The 17,958-nt window shown below is 53.6% G+C and carries 10 protein-coding genes; 9 read left to right on the forward strand and 1 reads right to left on the reverse strand.

Annotation, left to right across the window (positions count from 1 at the left end):
* The first annotated feature begins 294 nt into the window (after nt 1–294).
* The 9 genes from AC0YNV_RS16250 to AC0YNV_RS16290 all read left to right on the forward strand — a co-directional run bounded on the left by AC0YNV_RS16250 (nt 295) and on the right by AC0YNV_RS16290 (nt 16,570).
* Nucleotides 295–5,565: an Ig-like domain-containing protein gene (locus tag AC0YNV_RS16250; RefSeq protein ID WP_475768999.1), complete on the forward strand. Its 5,271-nt coding sequence runs from the start codon at nt 295–297 to the stop codon at nt 5,563–5,565.
* A 76-nt stretch (nt 5,566–5,641) separates the two neighbouring features.
* Nucleotides 5,642–7,447 (forward strand): S-layer homology domain-containing protein, encoded by a 1,806-nt coding sequence (locus tag AC0YNV_RS16255; protein WP_475769000.1) that lies wholly within the window; start codon nt 5,642–5,644, stop codon nt 7,445–7,447.
* A 104-nt stretch (nt 7,448–7,551) separates the two neighbouring features.
* The gene (locus AC0YNV_RS16260; protein ID WP_475769001.1) at nt 7,552–9,183 is read left to right on the forward strand and encodes a response regulator; all 1,632 of its coding nucleotides are present in this window, start codon (nt 7,552–7,554) and stop codon (nt 9,181–9,183) included.
* Nucleotides 9,176–10,900: a sensor histidine kinase gene (locus tag AC0YNV_RS16265; RefSeq protein ID WP_475769002.1), complete on the forward strand. Its 1,725-nt coding sequence runs from the start codon at nt 9,176–9,178 to the stop codon at nt 10,898–10,900. The genes AC0YNV_RS16260 and AC0YNV_RS16265 overlap by 8 nt, the downstream gene beginning before the upstream one ends.
* Complete coding sequence (locus tag AC0YNV_RS16270; RefSeq protein WP_475769003.1) at nt 10,876–11,874, forward strand: substrate-binding domain-containing protein; 999 nt, start codon at nt 10,876–10,878, stop codon at nt 11,872–11,874. The genes AC0YNV_RS16265 and AC0YNV_RS16270 overlap by 25 nt, the downstream gene beginning before the upstream one ends.
* A gap of 114 nt (nt 11,875–11,988) precedes the next feature.
* Nucleotides 11,989–13,026 (forward strand): galactose ABC transporter substrate-binding protein, encoded by a 1,038-nt coding sequence (locus AC0YNV_RS16275; RefSeq protein WP_210044496.1) that lies wholly within the window; start codon nt 11,989–11,991, stop codon nt 13,024–13,026.
* A 79-nt stretch (nt 13,027–13,105) separates the two neighbouring features.
* Nucleotides 13,106–14,641 (forward strand): sugar ABC transporter ATP-binding protein, encoded by a 1,536-nt coding sequence (locus tag AC0YNV_RS16280; protein ID WP_210044498.1) that lies wholly within the window; start codon nt 13,106–13,108, stop codon nt 14,639–14,641.
* Entirely contained in the window at nt 14,638–15,657 is a 1,020-nt protein-coding gene (mglC, locus tag AC0YNV_RS16285; RefSeq protein WP_475769004.1) for a galactose/methyl galactoside ABC transporter permease MglC, read from the forward strand. Before AC0YNV_RS16280 ends, mglC begins: the two co-directional genes overlap by 4 nt.
* A 154-nt stretch (nt 15,658–15,811) precedes the next feature.
* Nucleotides 15,812–16,570 carry a cyclase family protein gene (locus AC0YNV_RS16290; RefSeq protein ID WP_475769005.1) on the forward strand — a complete coding sequence of 253 codons (759 nt, stop codon included), beginning with the start codon at nt 15,812–15,814 and terminating at the stop codon, nt 16,568–16,570.
* Nucleotides 16,571–16,803: 233 nt separating this feature from the next.
* Here the strand turns inward: AC0YNV_RS16290 and AC0YNV_RS16295 are convergent, their stop codons facing one another.
* On the reverse strand, nt 16,804–17,706 hold the full coding sequence (locus AC0YNV_RS16295) for an aldo/keto reductase (protein WP_210044510.1): 903 nt from the start codon (nt 17,704–17,706) through the stop codon (nt 16,804–16,806).
* Nucleotides 17,707–17,958: the final 252 nt, after the last annotated feature.

A 17,958-nucleotide genomic window follows, 5' to 3' on the forward strand; every position in this document is an offset into this window, starting at 1 on the left:
AGAATATGAATGATAACATCGATATGAATGCGGGAACGATTATTGACGCAACGGAAACGATCGATCATGTCGGAAGTAGAGGCCGAATGTTACACTTGCTGATTATTCAAAAAAGCGTATTGCTCCCGTCGGCAGTAGGCTTTTTGTCGTTCCGACGCTGACGCAGATATAATTGACAGTCCTGTCAAAGAATATGAGAAATTCGATAGAACGCATGAGAATATTCAATTCCGCCATGGTCTCCCCGGAAGCATAATGAATGAGAAGTAAATCACAATCGGGGAGGTTGTAAGATTGAATCAAATTTTATTGCATTTTAAACTCCGCAAGAGATCATCGTTAGACAAGGCTCCACTGTACCAGGACAGGGTTAAGCAAAGTAAAAATGGAAGCGCAATCAAAAAAACCGTAAGTATGATCTTATGCGGCATACTTGCAGTAACGCTGCTGCCTTCATTCCCGGCAATCGCCGACTCAAACCCGGCAGCTTCGGCTTCGAAGGTTATCACAGCAGTAGCGGAAAATAATGAACGCAGCATTGATTTTAATGACAACTGGCAGTTTTATCTCGCAACCCGTACGCCGGCGCTCATCTCCGGCAATATCGTCAATGGGCTGCAGGATCCTCCCGATGCACCCGCTGCTGCCGACATTGTTAAATCCGGTTTTGACGACCGTTCATGGAGAACGCTGAATGTTCCTCACGACTGGAGCATTGAAGGACAGAAGCTTGCAGGCTCAAGCAACTCGCAAGGTTATTTGCAGGGAGGGCTGGGCTGGTACCGCAAAACCTTCACGCTGCCGGAATCCATGGGAGACAAGAAGATTGCCATCGATTTTGAAGGCGTGTACGCAGACTCCGTTGTTTATGTGAATGGCAATCTGGTTGGCGAATACCCGAGCGGCTATACCGGATTTTCTTACGATATCACTCCTTATGTGACGCTGGGAAGCGATCAGCCGAATGTCATAGCCGTCAAAGTGCAGAATATGGCCCCATCGGGCCGTTGGTACACAGGCTCCGGCATTACAAGACCGGTCAGCCTTGTCGTAACCGACAAAACGCGTTTTCTGCGGCATGGCCTCACCTATACCACGCCTGGACTTGAAGCCGCGTACAAAGCGGATAAAGGCACCGATTTGGCGGTGACCGCGGATATTTACTCTGAAGCTTCCAATGGGGTAACAAACATCCGCACGTCCGTTATTGCTGCTGACGGAAGTGTCGTCGCGACACATACCAGTGATGTGGTCGATTATAATCCGTCTACAAAGCTTACCTTGAACGACAGCTTTAAGGTGCCGGATGTTCACCTCTGGTCGATAGACGATCCGTATCTGTACACGATCCGTACGGAGCTGATTACCGAAATCAACGGCGGCACCGGACCGAATGTCGTCGATTCGATCGATACGTCATACGGCTTCCGTTGGGTTGAAATCAAGGATGTAGATGTGACGGATGCCGATGCGACCGCTAATTCCGGCGGCTTTTATTTGAATGGCGTCTATACGAAGCTCCAGGGCGTCGATCTGCATCATGATGACGGGGCACTGGGAGCAGCCAGCACGCTGGATGCGGCCATGCGGAAATTCAGGATTCTCAAGGATATGGGCGTCAACGCCTTCAGAACCTCGCATAACCCGCCGAGCAAAGAAGTTATTCTTGCTTGCGAGAAGCTGGGGATCGTCGTTATGGAAGAAGCCTTTGACGGTTGGGGGAGCCGCAAGGCTACCTACGATTTTGGCAACTGGTTCCTGACAAGTATGCCCGAGGGCTGGGCGGGCTCAGTCCTTCCGCCGGTTCCGAGCACCAATGGCGCTCAATTTATGTGGAGCGACTGGGTTTTGCAGGAAATGGTAAACCGCGATAAAAACTCTCCGGCCGTCATTATGTGGTCGATCGGCAATGAGGTGCGGGGAGTCGGCACGAAGCCCGCCTGGATGAATACGCAGGAATTGTATGGCGTCGCCTCCTTCAACGAGTACAGCGAAGCCATCCGCCTGAAGCGCGATGTTTTGGCAATCGACCCTTCCCGGCCGGTCGTCATGGGCGGCGACCAGGAGCGGACTCCGCCGACGCCTACCAGCGTTTGGGGTCTCATCAATAATTATCTGGATGGATACGGCTTGAATTACAATACGGCGCAATCCGTGGATACGCTGGCAACGCGGTTCCCGAATACGTTCTTCTTTGAATCGGAATCTTCTTCGCAAACAAGCGCGCGCGGAGTCTATCAGGACGTCCAATTGGTCAATACCGGCGTGAACCAGACACCGGGCTCGCGCGGAACATCGTCGTATGATAACAATTTTGCTTCCTGGACGATGGGCAACGAGTACGGCTTGAAGAAAGACCGGGACAGAAAACCGTTTATTGGCCAGTTTATATGGACGGGCTTCGATTACATAGGCGAGCCCACTCCGTACAATGTATACTCGGTAGGCGTCTCCTCCTTCGGCGCTATTGACACGGCTGGATTCCCCAAGGACTCCTTCTATCTCTTTCAAAGCCAATGGACATCGAAGCCCATGTCGCATATCGTGCCCATGGACTGGACCAGCTGGACGCCAGGGGAGATCGTGGACGTATGGGTCAATACCAACCAGCAAAGTGCGGAGCTGTTCCTGAACGGCGAGTCGCTTGGCCGCAAGAGCTTCGATATCAAGACAACCAATTACAGCAAAAAATACTACGAAACCTCCGAACCGACCAAGGATGACAAGCTGAATACCAGCGGCACCAACACAGGCGGATATTTGAGCCCGACCGGTGAGTACGGCAAGCTTCATCTCACCTGGAAGGTGCCCTTCGCGCCAGGAACACTGGAAGTAAAAACGTACGCGGATCCAACCAGTCCGGTGGTGACGTCCACCGATGTCGTAAAAACGGCAGGCCAGCCCTACACGCTTAAAATGACGGCGGACAAGCCGGTTATTACCGCCGACGGACGCAGCCTGGCTTATATTGAAACCGATGTAGTGGACGAGAACGGCAGCCTGGTTCCGGATGCCAATCAACTGGTTAAATTCAATGTTACGGGCGGCTCGATTGTCGGTGTGGACAATGGGCAGCAGGAAAGCGCGGAGCTCTATAAATGGGACAATGTGGACCGCAGCGCATATTCGGAACGCTCCGCATACAACGGCAAGGTGCTTGTCATTGTCCAGTCGAATAAAGGACAGACAGGCCCGATCACGGTAACCGCCTCCTTCGACGGCTCCGCTCCGGCGCAAGCGACAGTATTTGCCGCTGCTGCAGATGCGACCGGCAATGTTGGAATAACACCGGTCACCCTTCATGTGAAAAAGGGAGACGATGTCAATCTTCCGGCGCAGGTGACCGTAGTCAAGGCGGACGGGACGACTTCCCGGCAAGCCGTCTCCTGGAGCAATATTCCGGCTTCAACGGTGGCGGGATCCTTCCAGGCCACAGCGTCAGTCGGGGGTCCGCAGGCCATTGCTTATGTAGATGTATACGACTTTGCCGAAGCTGGCGTCAGCGTTGCCGCTGCCAAAGGGGACATGCCGGTCTTGCCGGCTAATGTGAAGGTTCGTTATACCAACGGTCTGAGTGTAATGAAGCCCGTAACATGGGAGGAAATTGCGCCAAGCCAGCTGGAGTCAAACGGCGTAATCACGGTGAACGGTCAAATTGCAGGACTGCCGAATCCGGCAAAAGCCACGGTTGTGGTGACGGATCAGTATACGCCTGACGTCAATCTCGCCCGCAGCGCGGCGGGAACTGGAACCCAGGATACCGTTTCGGCTGCCGGACCGCTTGCAACGGCTACATTTACAAACGGCACATCCTATCCTAATTTAATGTTGGACGGCAACAAGGCAAGCGCCGGCTGGAGCAACAGATACAGCATCTCGGCAACGGCGAATCTGCCGGCAGTCAACAATACGCGTCCTTATGAATTTGTGCAGGTGTATTGGCCGAAGCAGCAAAACTTCGATTCCATGAAGCTTTATTTCGCGATTGGCGGTACGGCTCCAACGAATAATCTGCCAAAATCGCTTGATGTTCAATACTGGGACGGCTTGAAGTGGGTATCCGCCGGTAATCAGAACATTGCGTGGGCGGCAGCTGCTAACGAAGCGACCACGATCACATTTGACAGCCTAACATCCGCCAAGGTGCGTGTGGGCATGGAGAATGCCACTCCATACTCCAGCGCGGCCGGAGCCATGACCATTACTGAACTCGAAGTGCTCGGCAATCAGTTCAACGAACCGGTTATCCAGGAAATTCCGGGAATCCATGTGACGACAACAGCGGGGGTCGCGCCGATATTGCCGCCGGTAGTCGAAGCGGTATATTCCGATGGATCGAGGGCCCAGGTTGCAGTAACATGGAATGCTGTTGATCCCGCTTCCTATGCTCAAGCCGGAAGCTTCACCGTTAACGGGACCGTCAGCGGTTCCAATGTGCAGGCGGCAGCGACCGTTGCAGTAACGGAAGATTCCAAAGTGACGGGAGTGAGCTTGAACAAAGATAAACTGTCGCTGACAGTCGGAGGGAGCGAGACGTTAATCGTCACCGTTGAACCTGAAGGGGCGGCCAATAAAACGGTAACATGGTCGGTCTACGATCCGGCAATCGCGGCAGTAAGCGATAACGGTACCGTTACGGCTGTGTCTCCCGGCGAGACCTATGTAACGGCAACGACGGCAGACGGAGGTTTTACCGCCAAAGCCGATGTTACGGTAACGGCAAGCGATGCCCCGAACACATCGTTAACGGGACCGGCGCAGGTGTCGCGCGGTCAAACGTTCGTGACAAGCTATGGTCTTGACCGAGTGCAGGGCAGTGTCATACAAGAGATTTATGCGCAGGATGTCTCGATTACCTTTGATACGGCGGCATTTGAATTTGTGGAGGCCGTATCCGTGAAGGAGGGGCTGGCAGTTGTGGATCATCAATTAACGGATGCAGGGCAGCTTCGCCTCATTCTGGCAAGCCAAGGGCCGGGCGGCGCCATTCGTTCGGACGGACCGCTGGTCGATTTGAAATGGAAAGTGAAAGATAATGCGGGCATCCCGGCAGCTGCGATCCAGGTGGCCTCCGCCACATTAAGCAGCAATACGGGTCAGGAGGCGGCAGCTAACGGCTCTGTCCTGAACATTCAGCTTTTATTGGTGGATAAGTCCGCATTAAACACTCTGATTAGTACAGTGCAGGCAGCTTTAAGCGCGGCAGTGGAAGGTACCAAGTCAGGGCAGTATCCTGCAGGCTCCAAAGCGATTTTGCAAGAGGAGCTGACGTCCGCCGAACAAACAGCTAGTGATTCTGCAGCGACTCAAGCTCAGGTCGATCATGCCGGAGAATCTTTGAACAACGCTCTGCAATTATTCCTGGGCAAGCAAATCGCCGCGATTCCGGGCGATGTCAACGGCGATGGCAAAGTGTCGATCGGTGATCTGGGAATAATTTCGGCGAACTACGGATTGAACAGCGAGGACAGCAGCTGGAACGAGATTAAGCGGCTGGATTTGAACAATGACAACGTCATCGATATTATGGATCTGATCGTGGTCGCCAGAAATATTTTAGTGTAAACGGCTGTGAGGGAAAGGGGTCCGCTATCAATGGGGTCACCCCTTTCCCGTTCAGCAAAACGGAGGCATGGGATACATGGGAAGGAAAGCGCGCCGGAACGGGTTAATGGTTGTAACGGTCATCGGTTTGAGCATCATGTTGTATCTGGTTGGAGCTGCTGCAGCTTCGGCAGAAGCCGTGTTTGCATTGGATACGGATGCGGGGCAGGTGCAGCCAAACGGGGAATTTATTGTCACTGTTCAGGCCAAAGACGTTCAGGACGTTTATGGATATGAATTGAAACTGAGCTATGACAGGCAAAAACTTGAATTTGTAGACGTCGTTCAGTACATGACAGACGCTGGCTATAAGGTTCCTCCCGTTCAGGAGGGGAATCAGGTTACGATTCCATTTACCAAGCTTAGAAATGAAGCCGGAGAATCCGGCGATGTAATGATCGCGAAGGTGAAATTCAAGGCCAAAGCCAATACCGAAGGCAAGGCGGCCATACAACTGGACCGGGTAAAACTAGGGGACAGCCAATTGAATGCGCTGGTATGGGATGCGGGAACAAGTATTGATGTTACCATCACGAACTCTGGCAGTCCCGGCAGTCCGGGGAGCGGTAACGGCAGTCCCGGAAATTCGGCCGTTCCAACTCCCCGATCCGAAATTCCATTGAAGGAAAACGATAAAACAGTAGAAATTACGGAAGCACAAGACGGTACGCAGACGGTTCATGTCAAGGTCAAGCCGTCTATATTGGAGGCCTATCTGGATGAACTTGGCAGGGTTCCGGATGGCGGAAAACTCGTGATTGATGTAGAATCGGCCGATGCGCTATTGTTAGATATACCTGTGCAGGCACTTCAGAGGTATGAATCCGGGAAAACCATCATTTCGATACGCAGCGGGTTTGCATCGTACGATTTGCCTCTGCATGTTCTGCAAACGGCATCATTAGCCGGCAAGCTTGAGGCCGATGCCGGGCAGATGACTCTTGTCATTGCCATCCGCAAGTTAAATGAAGCGGAAACCGGGCTGTTGAAGAGCCGGCTGAATGCCGGCATGACGCTGCTCGGAACGCCTGTCGAGTACCGGATTTCCGTTGCGGCCAACGGAAAGACGATCGGGATCAGCGAATTTGGCCAAACCTTTGTGAACCGCAGCATCATTATTCCCGGTCTCCAGGACTCCGTGACCGCGACAGCGTTCTACACCGATACGGTCAGCGGCGGGATCTTGTTCGCACCGTCGCAATTTGCGCCCCGGACCGACGGAAAGACGGAGGTTGTCATAAAACGCAACGGAAACAGCGTCTACGGCGTCGTTTCCTACAAGCAGACGTTCTCTGATATTAAGTTGCACTGGGCCGCCGGTGAAATTGAAAGATTAGCGTCGAAGCTGATTGTAAAAGGCGACAGCGGAACGTCGTTCTCGCCGAACCGGACGATTAACAGAGCGGAGTTCGCTGCCCTTCTGGTGCGGGCTTTAGGCTTGAAGGGGGAGGGGGAAGCATCCTTTACAGATGTAAATGAAGATGCATGGTATGCGGAGCCGGTTCAGACCGGTGCCGAGTTTGGGCTTATAGACGGCTTTGAAGACGGAACGTTCCGGCCAACTCAGCTTGTTACCCGCGAACAAATGGCCGTGATGGCATCCCGGGCAATAAGCTTGACAGGGTACAGGGCATATACGGCAACCGATCCGGTTACTCTCCTGTCGGGCTATCTCGACAAGGCTGAGGTTGGCGCATGGGCCAGACAGGCTGTGGCCGAGAACATAGACATCGGCTTGCTGACCGGCATGACGGAAAATACGCTGGAACCACGCAGTACCGCTACGCGGGCCCAGGCTGTTATGCTGCTGTCGCGCTTGCTGATGCATATTAATTTCATATAGTCGTTTGGCAGCGTTTTTTGAACGGCTCCCGTATCCGCAGATACGGGGGTCGTTCTTCCTGTTATGAAGCGGCCAAACAGGCACCGCGATATGGGGGATATCGAATGTATAAATTAATGTTGGTTGATGATGAGGCGGATGTGCGCGAAGGCATGCTTGGCGAGGTAGACTGGGCAGGTCTTGGAATTGAGGTCATTGCGACCGCCGAGAACGGAAAAGAAGCGTTGGACATGCTGGACCGGGTTACGCCGGATGTCGTCGTAACAGACATAAGTATGCCGTACATGAACGGTCTTGAATTAGCGGAGAAAATCCGCGAGCTTCGGCCGACTGTGAAAATTATTATCTTTACCGGGTTCGACGAATTCGAATATGCGCGGCGCGCGATCAAGCTTCACATTGATGAATATCTGTTAAAGCCTTTCTCCTCGCAGGAGTTTACGCATGTGCTGCGCAAGGTCAAGCAGACCATCGACGAGGAGATCGATGCCAGAAAAAATATAGAAACGCTCCGCGAGCATTACAGGCAAAGCCTGCCTTTGCTGCAGCAGCTGTTTTTGTCGTCGCTCATGAGCAGAAAGCTGACAATTCTTGAGCTGCACAGCCATTCGGAATTATGCGGCTTGCAGTTGGAGGGGGGCTCCTTCATCGTCGCGGTTATACGCGTGGATTCCCAGCCTGAGGAGGACGTTGGCCTCGCTTCGGATAAAGCGCTCCAATTGTTCGCCCTCTACAACATTGCCGGGGAAATTGCCGGGCGGCTGGAACCGCCGGCCAGGGCATTTATTCACGGCCATGATGTTGTCATTCTGGCTTCGGGTCCGGAAACCTCCCGGAATTCGCTCATCTACCGCATATCCGCCGCAATGGAGGAAATCAGGCAAGGCGTCGAAAATTATTTAAAATGCACCGTCACCATCGGTCTGGGCACGCCTATCGGGCGGCTGGTTGACGCTAAGGAAGCTTACGATTCCGCTGCACAAGCGCTGGATTATCGTCTGCTGCTGGGCAATAACCGGGTCATTCTGATCGGCGACGTTGAGCAGAGGACGCCTACCCCTGCCGCCCGGTTCGATGAGCTGAAGCAGCAAGCGCTTATGCGCTGCATTAAGGTCGGCACGGAACCGGAGCTGCTCACGATTATTAGCGAGCTGTTTCGGGAACTATCCGATACGGGCGGAACGGTGATGGATTTGCAGCTCTATTTGCTTGAGCTGGTAACGGCAATATTTCGCGTTGCGAAGGAGGTTGGAACTGCGATTGAACAGGTGCCGTCCTCCGAGACAAGCCTGTTTGCGCAAATCGACCGGTTTCAAAATCTTGAAGAGGCGAAGCATTGGGCCGTCCATGTCAGCATCCGTCTTATGCGTCAAATTGCGAGTGAACGACGCTCTACGCAAAGATCTCTGATTGAACAAGCCAAAGAATATGTGAAAGGGCATTATGCGGATCCTGAGCTGAGCGTTCAGAAGCTGTGCGGCGAGCTCTACATCAGCGCGGGCTATTTCAGCGGCTTGTTCAAGAAAGAAACCAAGCAAACCTTCGTCGCCTATCTTCAGCAATTCCGTATGGAGATTGCCAAGGAGCTGCTTTGCACGACAGATATGAAAGCGTTTGAAATAGCCGAGAAGGCAGGCTATGCCGATCCGAATTATTTCAGCTTTTCCTTCAAGAAGATGTACGGCATTTCGCCGAAGGAATACCGGAGCAGCGCAAGGGTGCCGGTCGATGAATAATCTCCTGCGGAGTATCCAGTTCTGGATTACAGCCTCGTTCGTGTCTTTGTCCGTGCTGGCGATGCTGCTCGTCGGATTTTTGCTGTACAGCAAATTTGCCGCAACGGCCGGATTGAACGCGGAGAGGAGCACCCAGCAAATTGTGCAGCAGGTTTCCTATAATGTTGAAGCTTATTTGAATGGCACCGCCGGCACCTTCTCACTGATCGAAGATAAAATTCAGAAGTCCCGGCAATTTCCCGACTCTCAGCTGCAGCGGGAGCTGGACACGGTGCTGGATACGAGAGAGGACATTGTATCGATTATCTTTTTTGACCGCCATGGCAATCTTGTAGCCGATATTCCAGAGGGGGTGCAGCGCAAATATACCAATGTCCCGACACAAGGCTGGTTTGTGCAGGCACTGAAGGATCGGGATCCTGTCTCGTTCTCGTCCCCCCATATTCAGAATCTGTTCAAAGGCAGGTATCCCTGGGTCGTATCCTTGAGCAAAAAATTGACACTTGAGAAGGAAGGCCAAGCCATCGAAGGCGTGCTGCTGCTCGACGTCAACTTCAAGACCATCGACACGTTGATGCAGAAGGTCAGCCTGGGGGAAAAAGGATACGTCTATATGATTGACTCCTACGGTAATATTGTCTATCACCCGCAGCAGCAGCTTATTTATGCGGGGCTGAAAAGCGAGAATGTCGAGAAGGTAAGCCGGGTCTCCAATGCTTCCTTTAAAGACACCGCTTTAGGAGAGGAACGGCTTATTACGGTTCAGACCATCCCCGGCATCCAGTGGAAGGTGATTGGCGTATCGTTTATGGACGAGGCGGTTACGACGCGCAGGGAAATGACGGAATTCATGCTCAAGCTGATGCTTGCCGTTCTGGGCTTCGTCGTCATTTTGGCTTATTTTGTCTCCTCTTATTTGTCGCGGCCGATCAAAAGTCTGGAGCGTTCCATGAAACGGGTCGAGCAGGGCAATTTCGGCACGACGATTAATGTGCGCGGCTACGTCGAAGTCGTGAAGCTGTCGGCCCGTTTCAATATTATGGTCACGCGGATAAGAGATTTGATGAAGCAGATCGTTGAAGAGCAGGAAGAGAAGCGCAAACGTGAATTTGAAGTGCTTCAGGCGCAAATTAATCCGCACTTTTTATATAATACCTTGAATTCAGTCGTCCGATTGGCCAGCTCCGGGAAGAACGAGGATGTTGTCCGGATGATTACCTCGCTGTCCCGGTTTTTCCGGATTTCGCTGAGCCGGGGAGACAATATTATTTTGCTTAGCGACGAGCTTGAGCATATCCGCAGTTATTTGACGATCCAGGAAATCCGGTTTAAAAAGAAATTCACCTTTTCCATTGAAGCAAGCGAAAAGGTGCTGATGTGCAAAACGATAAAGCTGATCCTGCAGCCGATTGTGGAAAATTCGATTTATCACGGCTTTGAGAAAATGGTGGATCCCGGTATGATCCGGATTTCGGCTGAAGCGGTCGGGGACCGGATCCGTCTTCAGGTAAAGGACAACGGACTGGGCATTCCGCCTGACCGGCTGCGTGTACTGCTGCGGGGCTCGCGCACGGAAGGAGAAGGCTCGGGTGTGGGACTGCGCAATGTGCATGAAAGGATTCAATTGTATTTCGGCATGCAGTACGGCATTGAAGTGGCAAGCGAGCTGGAGGAAGGAACGGAGGTGAATGTATGGATTCCGCTTGGGTTGGAATAAAGCCTGCGTCTGCAGCCAGATGCCTGCTTCTCATAAGTGCCTTGATCCTGCTTGTAACCGGATGCAGCGGAGGCAGCGACGCAATGGCTTCGGTCGGCAGGAAGAAAATCGCCATGGTCGTGAAGATGAACCAGGGCGAGTATTGGGGAACGGTGCAGATGGGAGCGGAGGTTGCGGCGAAGGAATTCGGGGTTGATCTGCGTTTTACGGCCCCGCCCCTGGAAACGGATGTCCGCGGGCAAATCCGGTTGGTCGAGCAGGCCATCGACTGGAAGGTCGATGCTCTTATATTGGCTGCCAACGATTATTTATCGCTCGGCCAGGCGACTGACAAGGCCGGAAGCGCCGGAATTCCCGTTATCTCGATTGATACCGAGGTGGCTTCAACGAAAGCGAAAAGCTACATCGGCACCGATAATTATGCCGCCGGGCGGAAGGCCGGGATGGAGCTGATCGAGCAGACCGGCGACAACAGCAGGGTCGCCGTCGTCAGCTTCGTCGAAGGCGCGCGAAATGCCGTGCAGAGAGAGGAGGGCCTGCTCAATTTGCTTGCGCAGTATTCCGGCGTGCAGGTCGTCGATCTGCGGTATGCCCAGTCGGATATTGCGACCGCGGAGCAGGTTACAAGAGAAATTCTTCAGGAATACGGCCAAATAGACGGCATTGTTGCATTGAATGCCATTGCGACGATCGGCGTCATGAACGTGGTGGCAGAGCTTGGTATGGGCGAAAAAATCAAGGTAATCGGCTTTGACAGCACTTCGGAAATTATGGAGATGCTGCAGGAAGGCGTCATCCAGTCCACGATTGTGCAAAATCCCTTTACGATGGGTTATCTGAGCGTCAAGTATGCGGTGGAGGCGGCAGACGGGAAAAAGCTCCCGGAGCGGGTGGACAGCGGTACGGTCGTTATTGATATAAACAATATGCTGGACGAGAAAAACCAGAAGCTGCTGTTTCCCTTTATCAAATAAAGGCATGAGAAAATCGATAGAACACATGAGAATAATCAATTCCGCCAAGGCCCTCCCGGGAGCATAATGATAACGTAGCGGGAACAAATACACATTAATCGGGAGGTTGTATGCATGAAAAAGATGATTTCAGTACTTGCCATTGGCGCGATGCTGTCCACGGCAGCGGTCGGCTGTTCGAATGAGCCAAATACGGCATCAAACGGGGGCAGCGGCGGTGATTTGCCGACAGTCGGCGTGGCCATTTACAAATTTGACGACACGTTTATGACGGGCGTCCGCAACGCCATTTCCGAGGCGGCAAGCGGAGTGGCGACTGTCGATATCGTCGACAGCCAAAACTCGCAGCCTACGCAGAACGACAAGGTTGATTTGTTCATTACGAAAAAGGTGAGCGCTTTGGCTATCAACTCGGTAGACCGGACAGCGGCAGGCACTCTGATCGATAAAGCAAAGGCAGCGGATACGCCGATTGTATTCTTCAACCGCGAGCCGCTGCCGGAGGATATGCAGAAGTGGGATAAAGTGTATTATGTCGGCGCAAAGGCCGAGGAGTCGGGCACGATGTCCGGGGAGCTGATCGTAGACTACTGGAAAGCCAACCCGGCAGCGGACAAGAATGGCGATGGCGTGCTGCAGTATGTCATGCTCAAGGGCGAGCCGGGCCACCAGGACGCGGAGCTTCGTACGGAGTATTCGGTCAAGGCAATTGAAGCGGCAGGCATCAAGGTAGAGAAGGTTGCGGAAGATACGGCGATGTGGGACAGAGTGAAGGGACAGGAAAAGATGTCGGCGTTCCTTGCAGCCAATGGCGATAAAATCGAAGCGGTGCTGGCGAACAACGACGATATGGCTCTGGGAGCGATCGAGGCGTTAAAGGCGGCTGGCTATTTCACAGGCGATAAAACAATGCCTGTCGTCGGCGTAGATGCAACGGCTCCCGCGCTGCAGGCGCTGCAGGACGGGACGATGCTGGGCACTGTCCTGAACGATGCGGTCAATCAGGGCAAAGCGACGCTGAACATTGCCGCAGCAGTCGCCAAGGGCGAGACGCCCAACAAGGAAACGACCGGCTACGACCTTGTAGACGGCAAGTATGTATGGGTACCGTACGTGAAAATCACGAAGGACAACATGGACGACGCAAAGTAAAAAGGGAAGCCGGAAAGGGGCAGGCGGAAAGCTCGTCTGGCCCTTTCTGCTGCATTAAACGGGGAGTGGAGGGATCGTAATGGGCGAATATCTTTTGGAAATGAACGGCATTTCGAAGGAATTTCCGGGTGTGAAGGCCCTTGATCAGGTTGCGCTGCATGTCCGGCCGGGGACCGTTCATGCGCTGATGGGGGAGAACGGCGCAGGCAAATCAACGTTAATGAAATGTTTATTCGGCATTTATCAACCGGACTCGGGCGAGATTAAACTTAGCGGTCAGCAGGTAGCGATCCAGAATTCCAGAGATGCCCTGAATCTGGGCGTCTCCATGATTCATCAGGAGCTGCATCCGGTGCCCTACCGCAATGTGATGGAAAATATTTGGCTCGGACGGTTTCCCACCTTCGGCTATGGGCCATTCCGGTTAGTAAATGAAAAAAAAATGTATCAGGATACATTGGAGATCTTCCGCGACCTTGATATCGATATCGATCCGCGGGCTCAGACGGGATCGCTGTCCGTCTCGAAGATCCAGTCGCTTGAAATCGTCAAGGCCGTATCGTTCCATTCGAAGGTAATCGTCATGGACGAACCGACATCCTCGCTTACCGGCAACGAGGTGGAGCAGCTGTTCACCATCATTAACCGGCTTCGCTCGCGCGGTGTATCCATCATCTATATCTCTCACAAAATGGAGGAAATCCTGCGTATTTCCGACGATGTGACAATTATGCGTGACGGCAAGCGGGTAGGGACATGGGCGGCTGGCGAGCTGACGATGGATCTGATCATTAAACGGATGGTCGGCCGCGACTTGACGGAGCGCTTCCCGGAACGGACGCATGTGCCGGGGGATACGCTGATGAAGGTCGAGTCCTTAAGCTCGGCGAATCCGAAATCGTTCCAGAACGTATCCTTTGAACTGCGCAAAGGGGAGATTCTGGGTCTTGGCGGACTTGTCGGCGCGCAGCGGACCGAGCTGGTCGAAGCGCTTTTCGGTCTTCGCAGCGTCGCTTCCGGCACCGTATCGATCCATGGCAAAGCCGTAAGGATCAAATCGCCTTCCGATGCGAAGAGGCATAGAATCGCCCTGCTGACAGAGGAGAGGCGGGCCACCGGCATATTTCCCGTGCTGTCGGTGTACGAGAATACGATTATAGCCAATTTGGGCCGCTACCAGAACCGGGCCGGCCTGCTGAATGAGCGCAAAGGAAGAGAAGAGGCGCAGCAGAATGTCGAGAAGCTGCGGACGAAGACGCCGTCGGTGAATACCCAGATCCGTAATCTGTCGGGAGGGAATCAGCAGAAGGTGCTGCTTGCGCGCTGGCTGCTTACCGAGCCGGATATTTTGCTTCTGGATGAGCCTACGCGCGGCATTGATGTCGGCGCCAAATATGAAATTTATACGATTATTGCACAGCTGGCCAAACAGGGAAAAAGCATTATTATGATTTCCTCCGAAATGCCGGAGCTGATTGGCATGTCCGACCGGATCATGGTCATGTCCGAGGGCCGTAAGACGGGAATCGTAGAGGGCGGCGCGGCAACGGAGCAGGAGATCATGAGGCTGGCCGCACAGCAGCGGTCGGTCGAATCAGGGAGGGTTAACGAATGAATACACAAACCATGATGAAAGTCAGAACTTATTTGGCGCAGCGCGCTATATTCGTTGTATTGATACTGCTGGTTATCGGAATCGCGATTGCGGATCCGCATTTTTTGGGCTTTTCGACGCTGCGCGACATTCTGCAGCAATCCTCAACAAGATTGATTATCGCGCTGGGCGCGGCGTTCATTCTCATAACGGGCGGGGTGGATTTATCCGCGGGCCGGGTTGTCGGGCTGACAGCCGTCATCTCGGCTTCCATGCTTCAGATCGAGTCGTACACAAACCGGTTTTTTCCGGATCTCCCACAGCTGTGGGTGGGCACTCCCATTATTGTGGGCATTATCGCGGGCTTGCTGGTGGGACTGGTGAACGGCTTGATCATCGCCAAGCTTCACGTGCCCCCGTTCATCGCCACGCTGGGCACAATGGTCGGCATATACGGCGTCAACTCCATCTACTTCGACATGGAGCCGAACCAGTCGCAGCCGATCGGAGGCCTCCGCCCGGATTTCACGAAATGGGGCTCCGGCTTTATCGATCTCGGGGGCGGCTACTCGATCCCCAACATTGTCATTATCGCAGTCATTGTCGCCTTGATTTGCTGGGTCGTGTTCAATAAAACGCGGCTTGGCAAAAACATGTACGCCATCGGCGGCAACGTTCAGGCGGCGCATGTATCGGGCATTAATGTTGCCCGCAGCCTCATTGCCGTCTATTCCATCTCCGGGGCGCTCTACGGACTCGCGGGAGTGCTGGAGGCGGCGCGCACCGGCGGAGCGACGAACAATTACGGCAATATGTACGAGCTTGACGCCATTGCGGCCTGCGTGGTCGGGGGTGTTTCAACGGCCGGCGGCATCGGTACGGTGCCAGGCGTTATGGCGGGCGTGCTGATCTTCGGCGTGATCAACTACGGTCTGACCTTTATCGGCGTCAGCCCTTATTGGCAGCTGATCATTAAAGGTCTCATTATCGTCGCAGCCGTTGCATTCGATATCCGCAAGTATATGGCTAAAAAATAATTGGCTCCTGGAGCGCTTATTCAGATACATCAGTTGACTGATGTATCTGAATAAACTGAAAGATTAAGTTATCGTAAATGTTCATAACGGCAGGTGATCTGCAGTTAGAGCAATATGGTATAATACCCGGTGACAATGAAGGGGGATTTATGTGATGAAGCTTATCGACTTGAGCGTGCCGATCAGTCCGAGCATCCGCGAGCCGCTGCCGGCGAAAATCGAGTATGCGACTCATGAGGACGGGGCGCTGCAAGCGGCGGAGGCACTCGGCCTCAAGCAGGAGGATTTTCCGGAAGGCAAGGCGTGGGCGACGGAAACGGTGACGCTGAACACGCATGCTGGCACTCATATTGATGCGCCGTGGCACTACTGGCCGACTTCGGAAGGAAAACAGGCAAGGACGATTGACGAGCTGCCGCTGGAATGGTTTTATTCTGATGGCGTGGTGCTCGATTTCAGCGGGAAGCCGCCTGGTTACGAGATTCAGACGGATGACCTGATTACCGAGCTGAAACGGATCGGGTATACGCTGAAACCGCTCGATATCGTACTTATCCGGAGCGATGCGGACAAACGGCTGTATCACGAGCATTATGCGTTCCTTCACGCCGGGGTATCAGCCGAGGCTACGCTGTGGCTGCTGGATCAAGGGATCAAGGTAGTCGGTACTGACGGCTGGGGCTGGGATATCCCGCTCAACCTGCAGGCTGAAGCGTATAAGAAGCAGCCGAGGGAAGGCGTCCTCTGGGCAGCGCATTATGTCGGCAAGGACCGCGAATATTGCCAAATCGAGAAGCTGGCCAATTTGGAGCAAATTCCGAAGCCGTTTGGCTTCAAAGTCAGCTGCTTTCCGGTCAAAGTCGAAAAGGCGAGTGCCGGCTGGGCTCGTCCGGTCGCAATCGTGGAGGAGTAATACGAGAAAACAAAAGCCGATTTTTCCTGCGACAAGAGAGGAAGAATCGGCTTTGTTCAAATAGAAGAATGTTTTAAACCCACTATGCCTTTGCTTATATTTCTGAGGGAAGAAACTCGTTGCGCTCCCAGAGGACGGCGTTAGCCGGTTCTTCTTGGTTTCAACAGATCCCCCCGTTACAGACCAGAGCAAGGGGACTTTCATCCCAACTTATAGACTTTATAAGCTGCGGCTCAGCCGAGTCCGCGCCAGTCCGGCTCGGCCCTTTCCTTCCAAACAGCGCGGATCGCTTCATATTCGGCCTGCCCGAGTACTCCATTCTGCAGATAGGCGGCATTCTGCTGCCATCTGCCTTCCCTGGCCGTGCCGACGATCGCCGAATGGACGCCGGGAACGGCCAGGGTGAAGCGGAGCGCCGTCTTCAGCACGGCTTCGCCGTCCTTTTGCAGAAAATCGTAGTCCAGCTTCTGCAGCCGGTTCCAGTTCTCCTGATGGCGCTCGTTATTGATATTCTCCGGCGCGAACCAGACTGCGTTGGCGACGGGGCGCTTGGCCACCACGCCGATGCCCTGCCTGGCCGCCTCCGGCAAAGTCAGCTCGATCGCTTCCTGATCGGCGATGCTGACAGAAGTCTGGAGCGACTGGAACGCTCCGCACTGCACGGCATAAAGCGCGGCGTAATGGTCGCCGCTGTAGCCCGCGAAGCGGATTTTCCCCTTCTCTCTGGCCCGCAGCAGCACCTCGATCACGTCGCCCTGACGCAAAATGTCCTCGGAGCAGTTATGCAGATGAATGACGTCGATATAGTCCGTCCTCAGCCGCTTCAGGCTGCGGTCGATCGTCTCCTCCAGCAGCGAAGGCTCCCAGTCCGGGCGCTCATATCCCGCCACCTTGCCATGCCCGCATTTGGTAAACAAATAATAATCGCTCCGGCGATGGCCGACTGCTTGCCCGATCAGTTCTTCGCTGTCGCCGTAGCATTCGCCGGTATCGATCAGATTCAATCCCGAATCAAGCGCGCTGCCGAGCAGCCGTTCAATTGTCCTGGCCTCTGCTTGAATAAACCCGATTTCTGCCGCGCCAAAGCCCAGCATGCTCACCTGCATGCCGGTATTGCCGTATTCCCTTCGTTCCATTTCCGCCACTCCTCTTCTTCAGCATTGAAGTTGAATTGCCTGTCATCATCATTATGGCATATGCCTGGCGTTCGTAATGTAGAGGATTCTGACCTGTTTAACAAAATCACAATGGAGGCTCGTGGTTCGAAAATACGGATCGCAGGCTGCAAGCTGCAGCGTGCAGTCCGCACTGTGAAGGCTGCAGTCTCAGGAGCAGCGGTTTGAGTTGATTTTGCTTGGCATGAGCTTTAAAATTCATATAGTCAGAGT

Source organism: Paenibacillus sp. JT31N11 (assembly GCF_056269285.1).

Coding starts and splice junctions, on each gene's coding strand:
- AC0YNV_RS16255 (WP_475769000.1), top strand. CDS start 5,642: ATGGGAAGGAAAGCGCGCCGGAACGGGTTAATGGTTGTAACGGTCATC.
- AC0YNV_RS16260 (WP_475769001.1), top strand. CDS start 7,552: ATGTATAAATTAATGTTGGTTGATGATGAGGCGGATGTGCGCGAAGGC.
- AC0YNV_RS16265 (WP_475769002.1), top strand. CDS start 9,176: ATGAATAATCTCCTGCGGAGTATCCAGTTCTGGATTACAGCCTCGTTC.
- AC0YNV_RS16270 (WP_475769003.1), top strand. CDS start 10,876: ATGGATTCCGCTTGGGTTGGAATAAAGCCTGCGTCTGCAGCCAGATGC.
- AC0YNV_RS16275 (WP_210044496.1), top strand. CDS start 11,989: ATGAAAAAGATGATTTCAGTACTTGCCATTGGCGCGATGCTGTCCACG.
- AC0YNV_RS16280 (WP_210044498.1), top strand. CDS start 13,106: ATGGGCGAATATCTTTTGGAAATGAACGGCATTTCGAAGGAATTTCCG.
- mglC (WP_475769004.1), top strand. CDS start 14,638: ATGAATACACAAACCATGATGAAAGTCAGAACTTATTTGGCGCAGCGC.
- AC0YNV_RS16290 (WP_475769005.1), top strand. CDS start 15,812: ATGAAGCTTATCGACTTGAGCGTGCCGATCAGTCCGAGCATCCGCGAG.
- AC0YNV_RS16295 (WP_210044510.1), bottom strand. CDS start 17,706: ATGGAACGAAGGGAATACGGCAATACCGGCATGCAGGTGAGCATGCTG.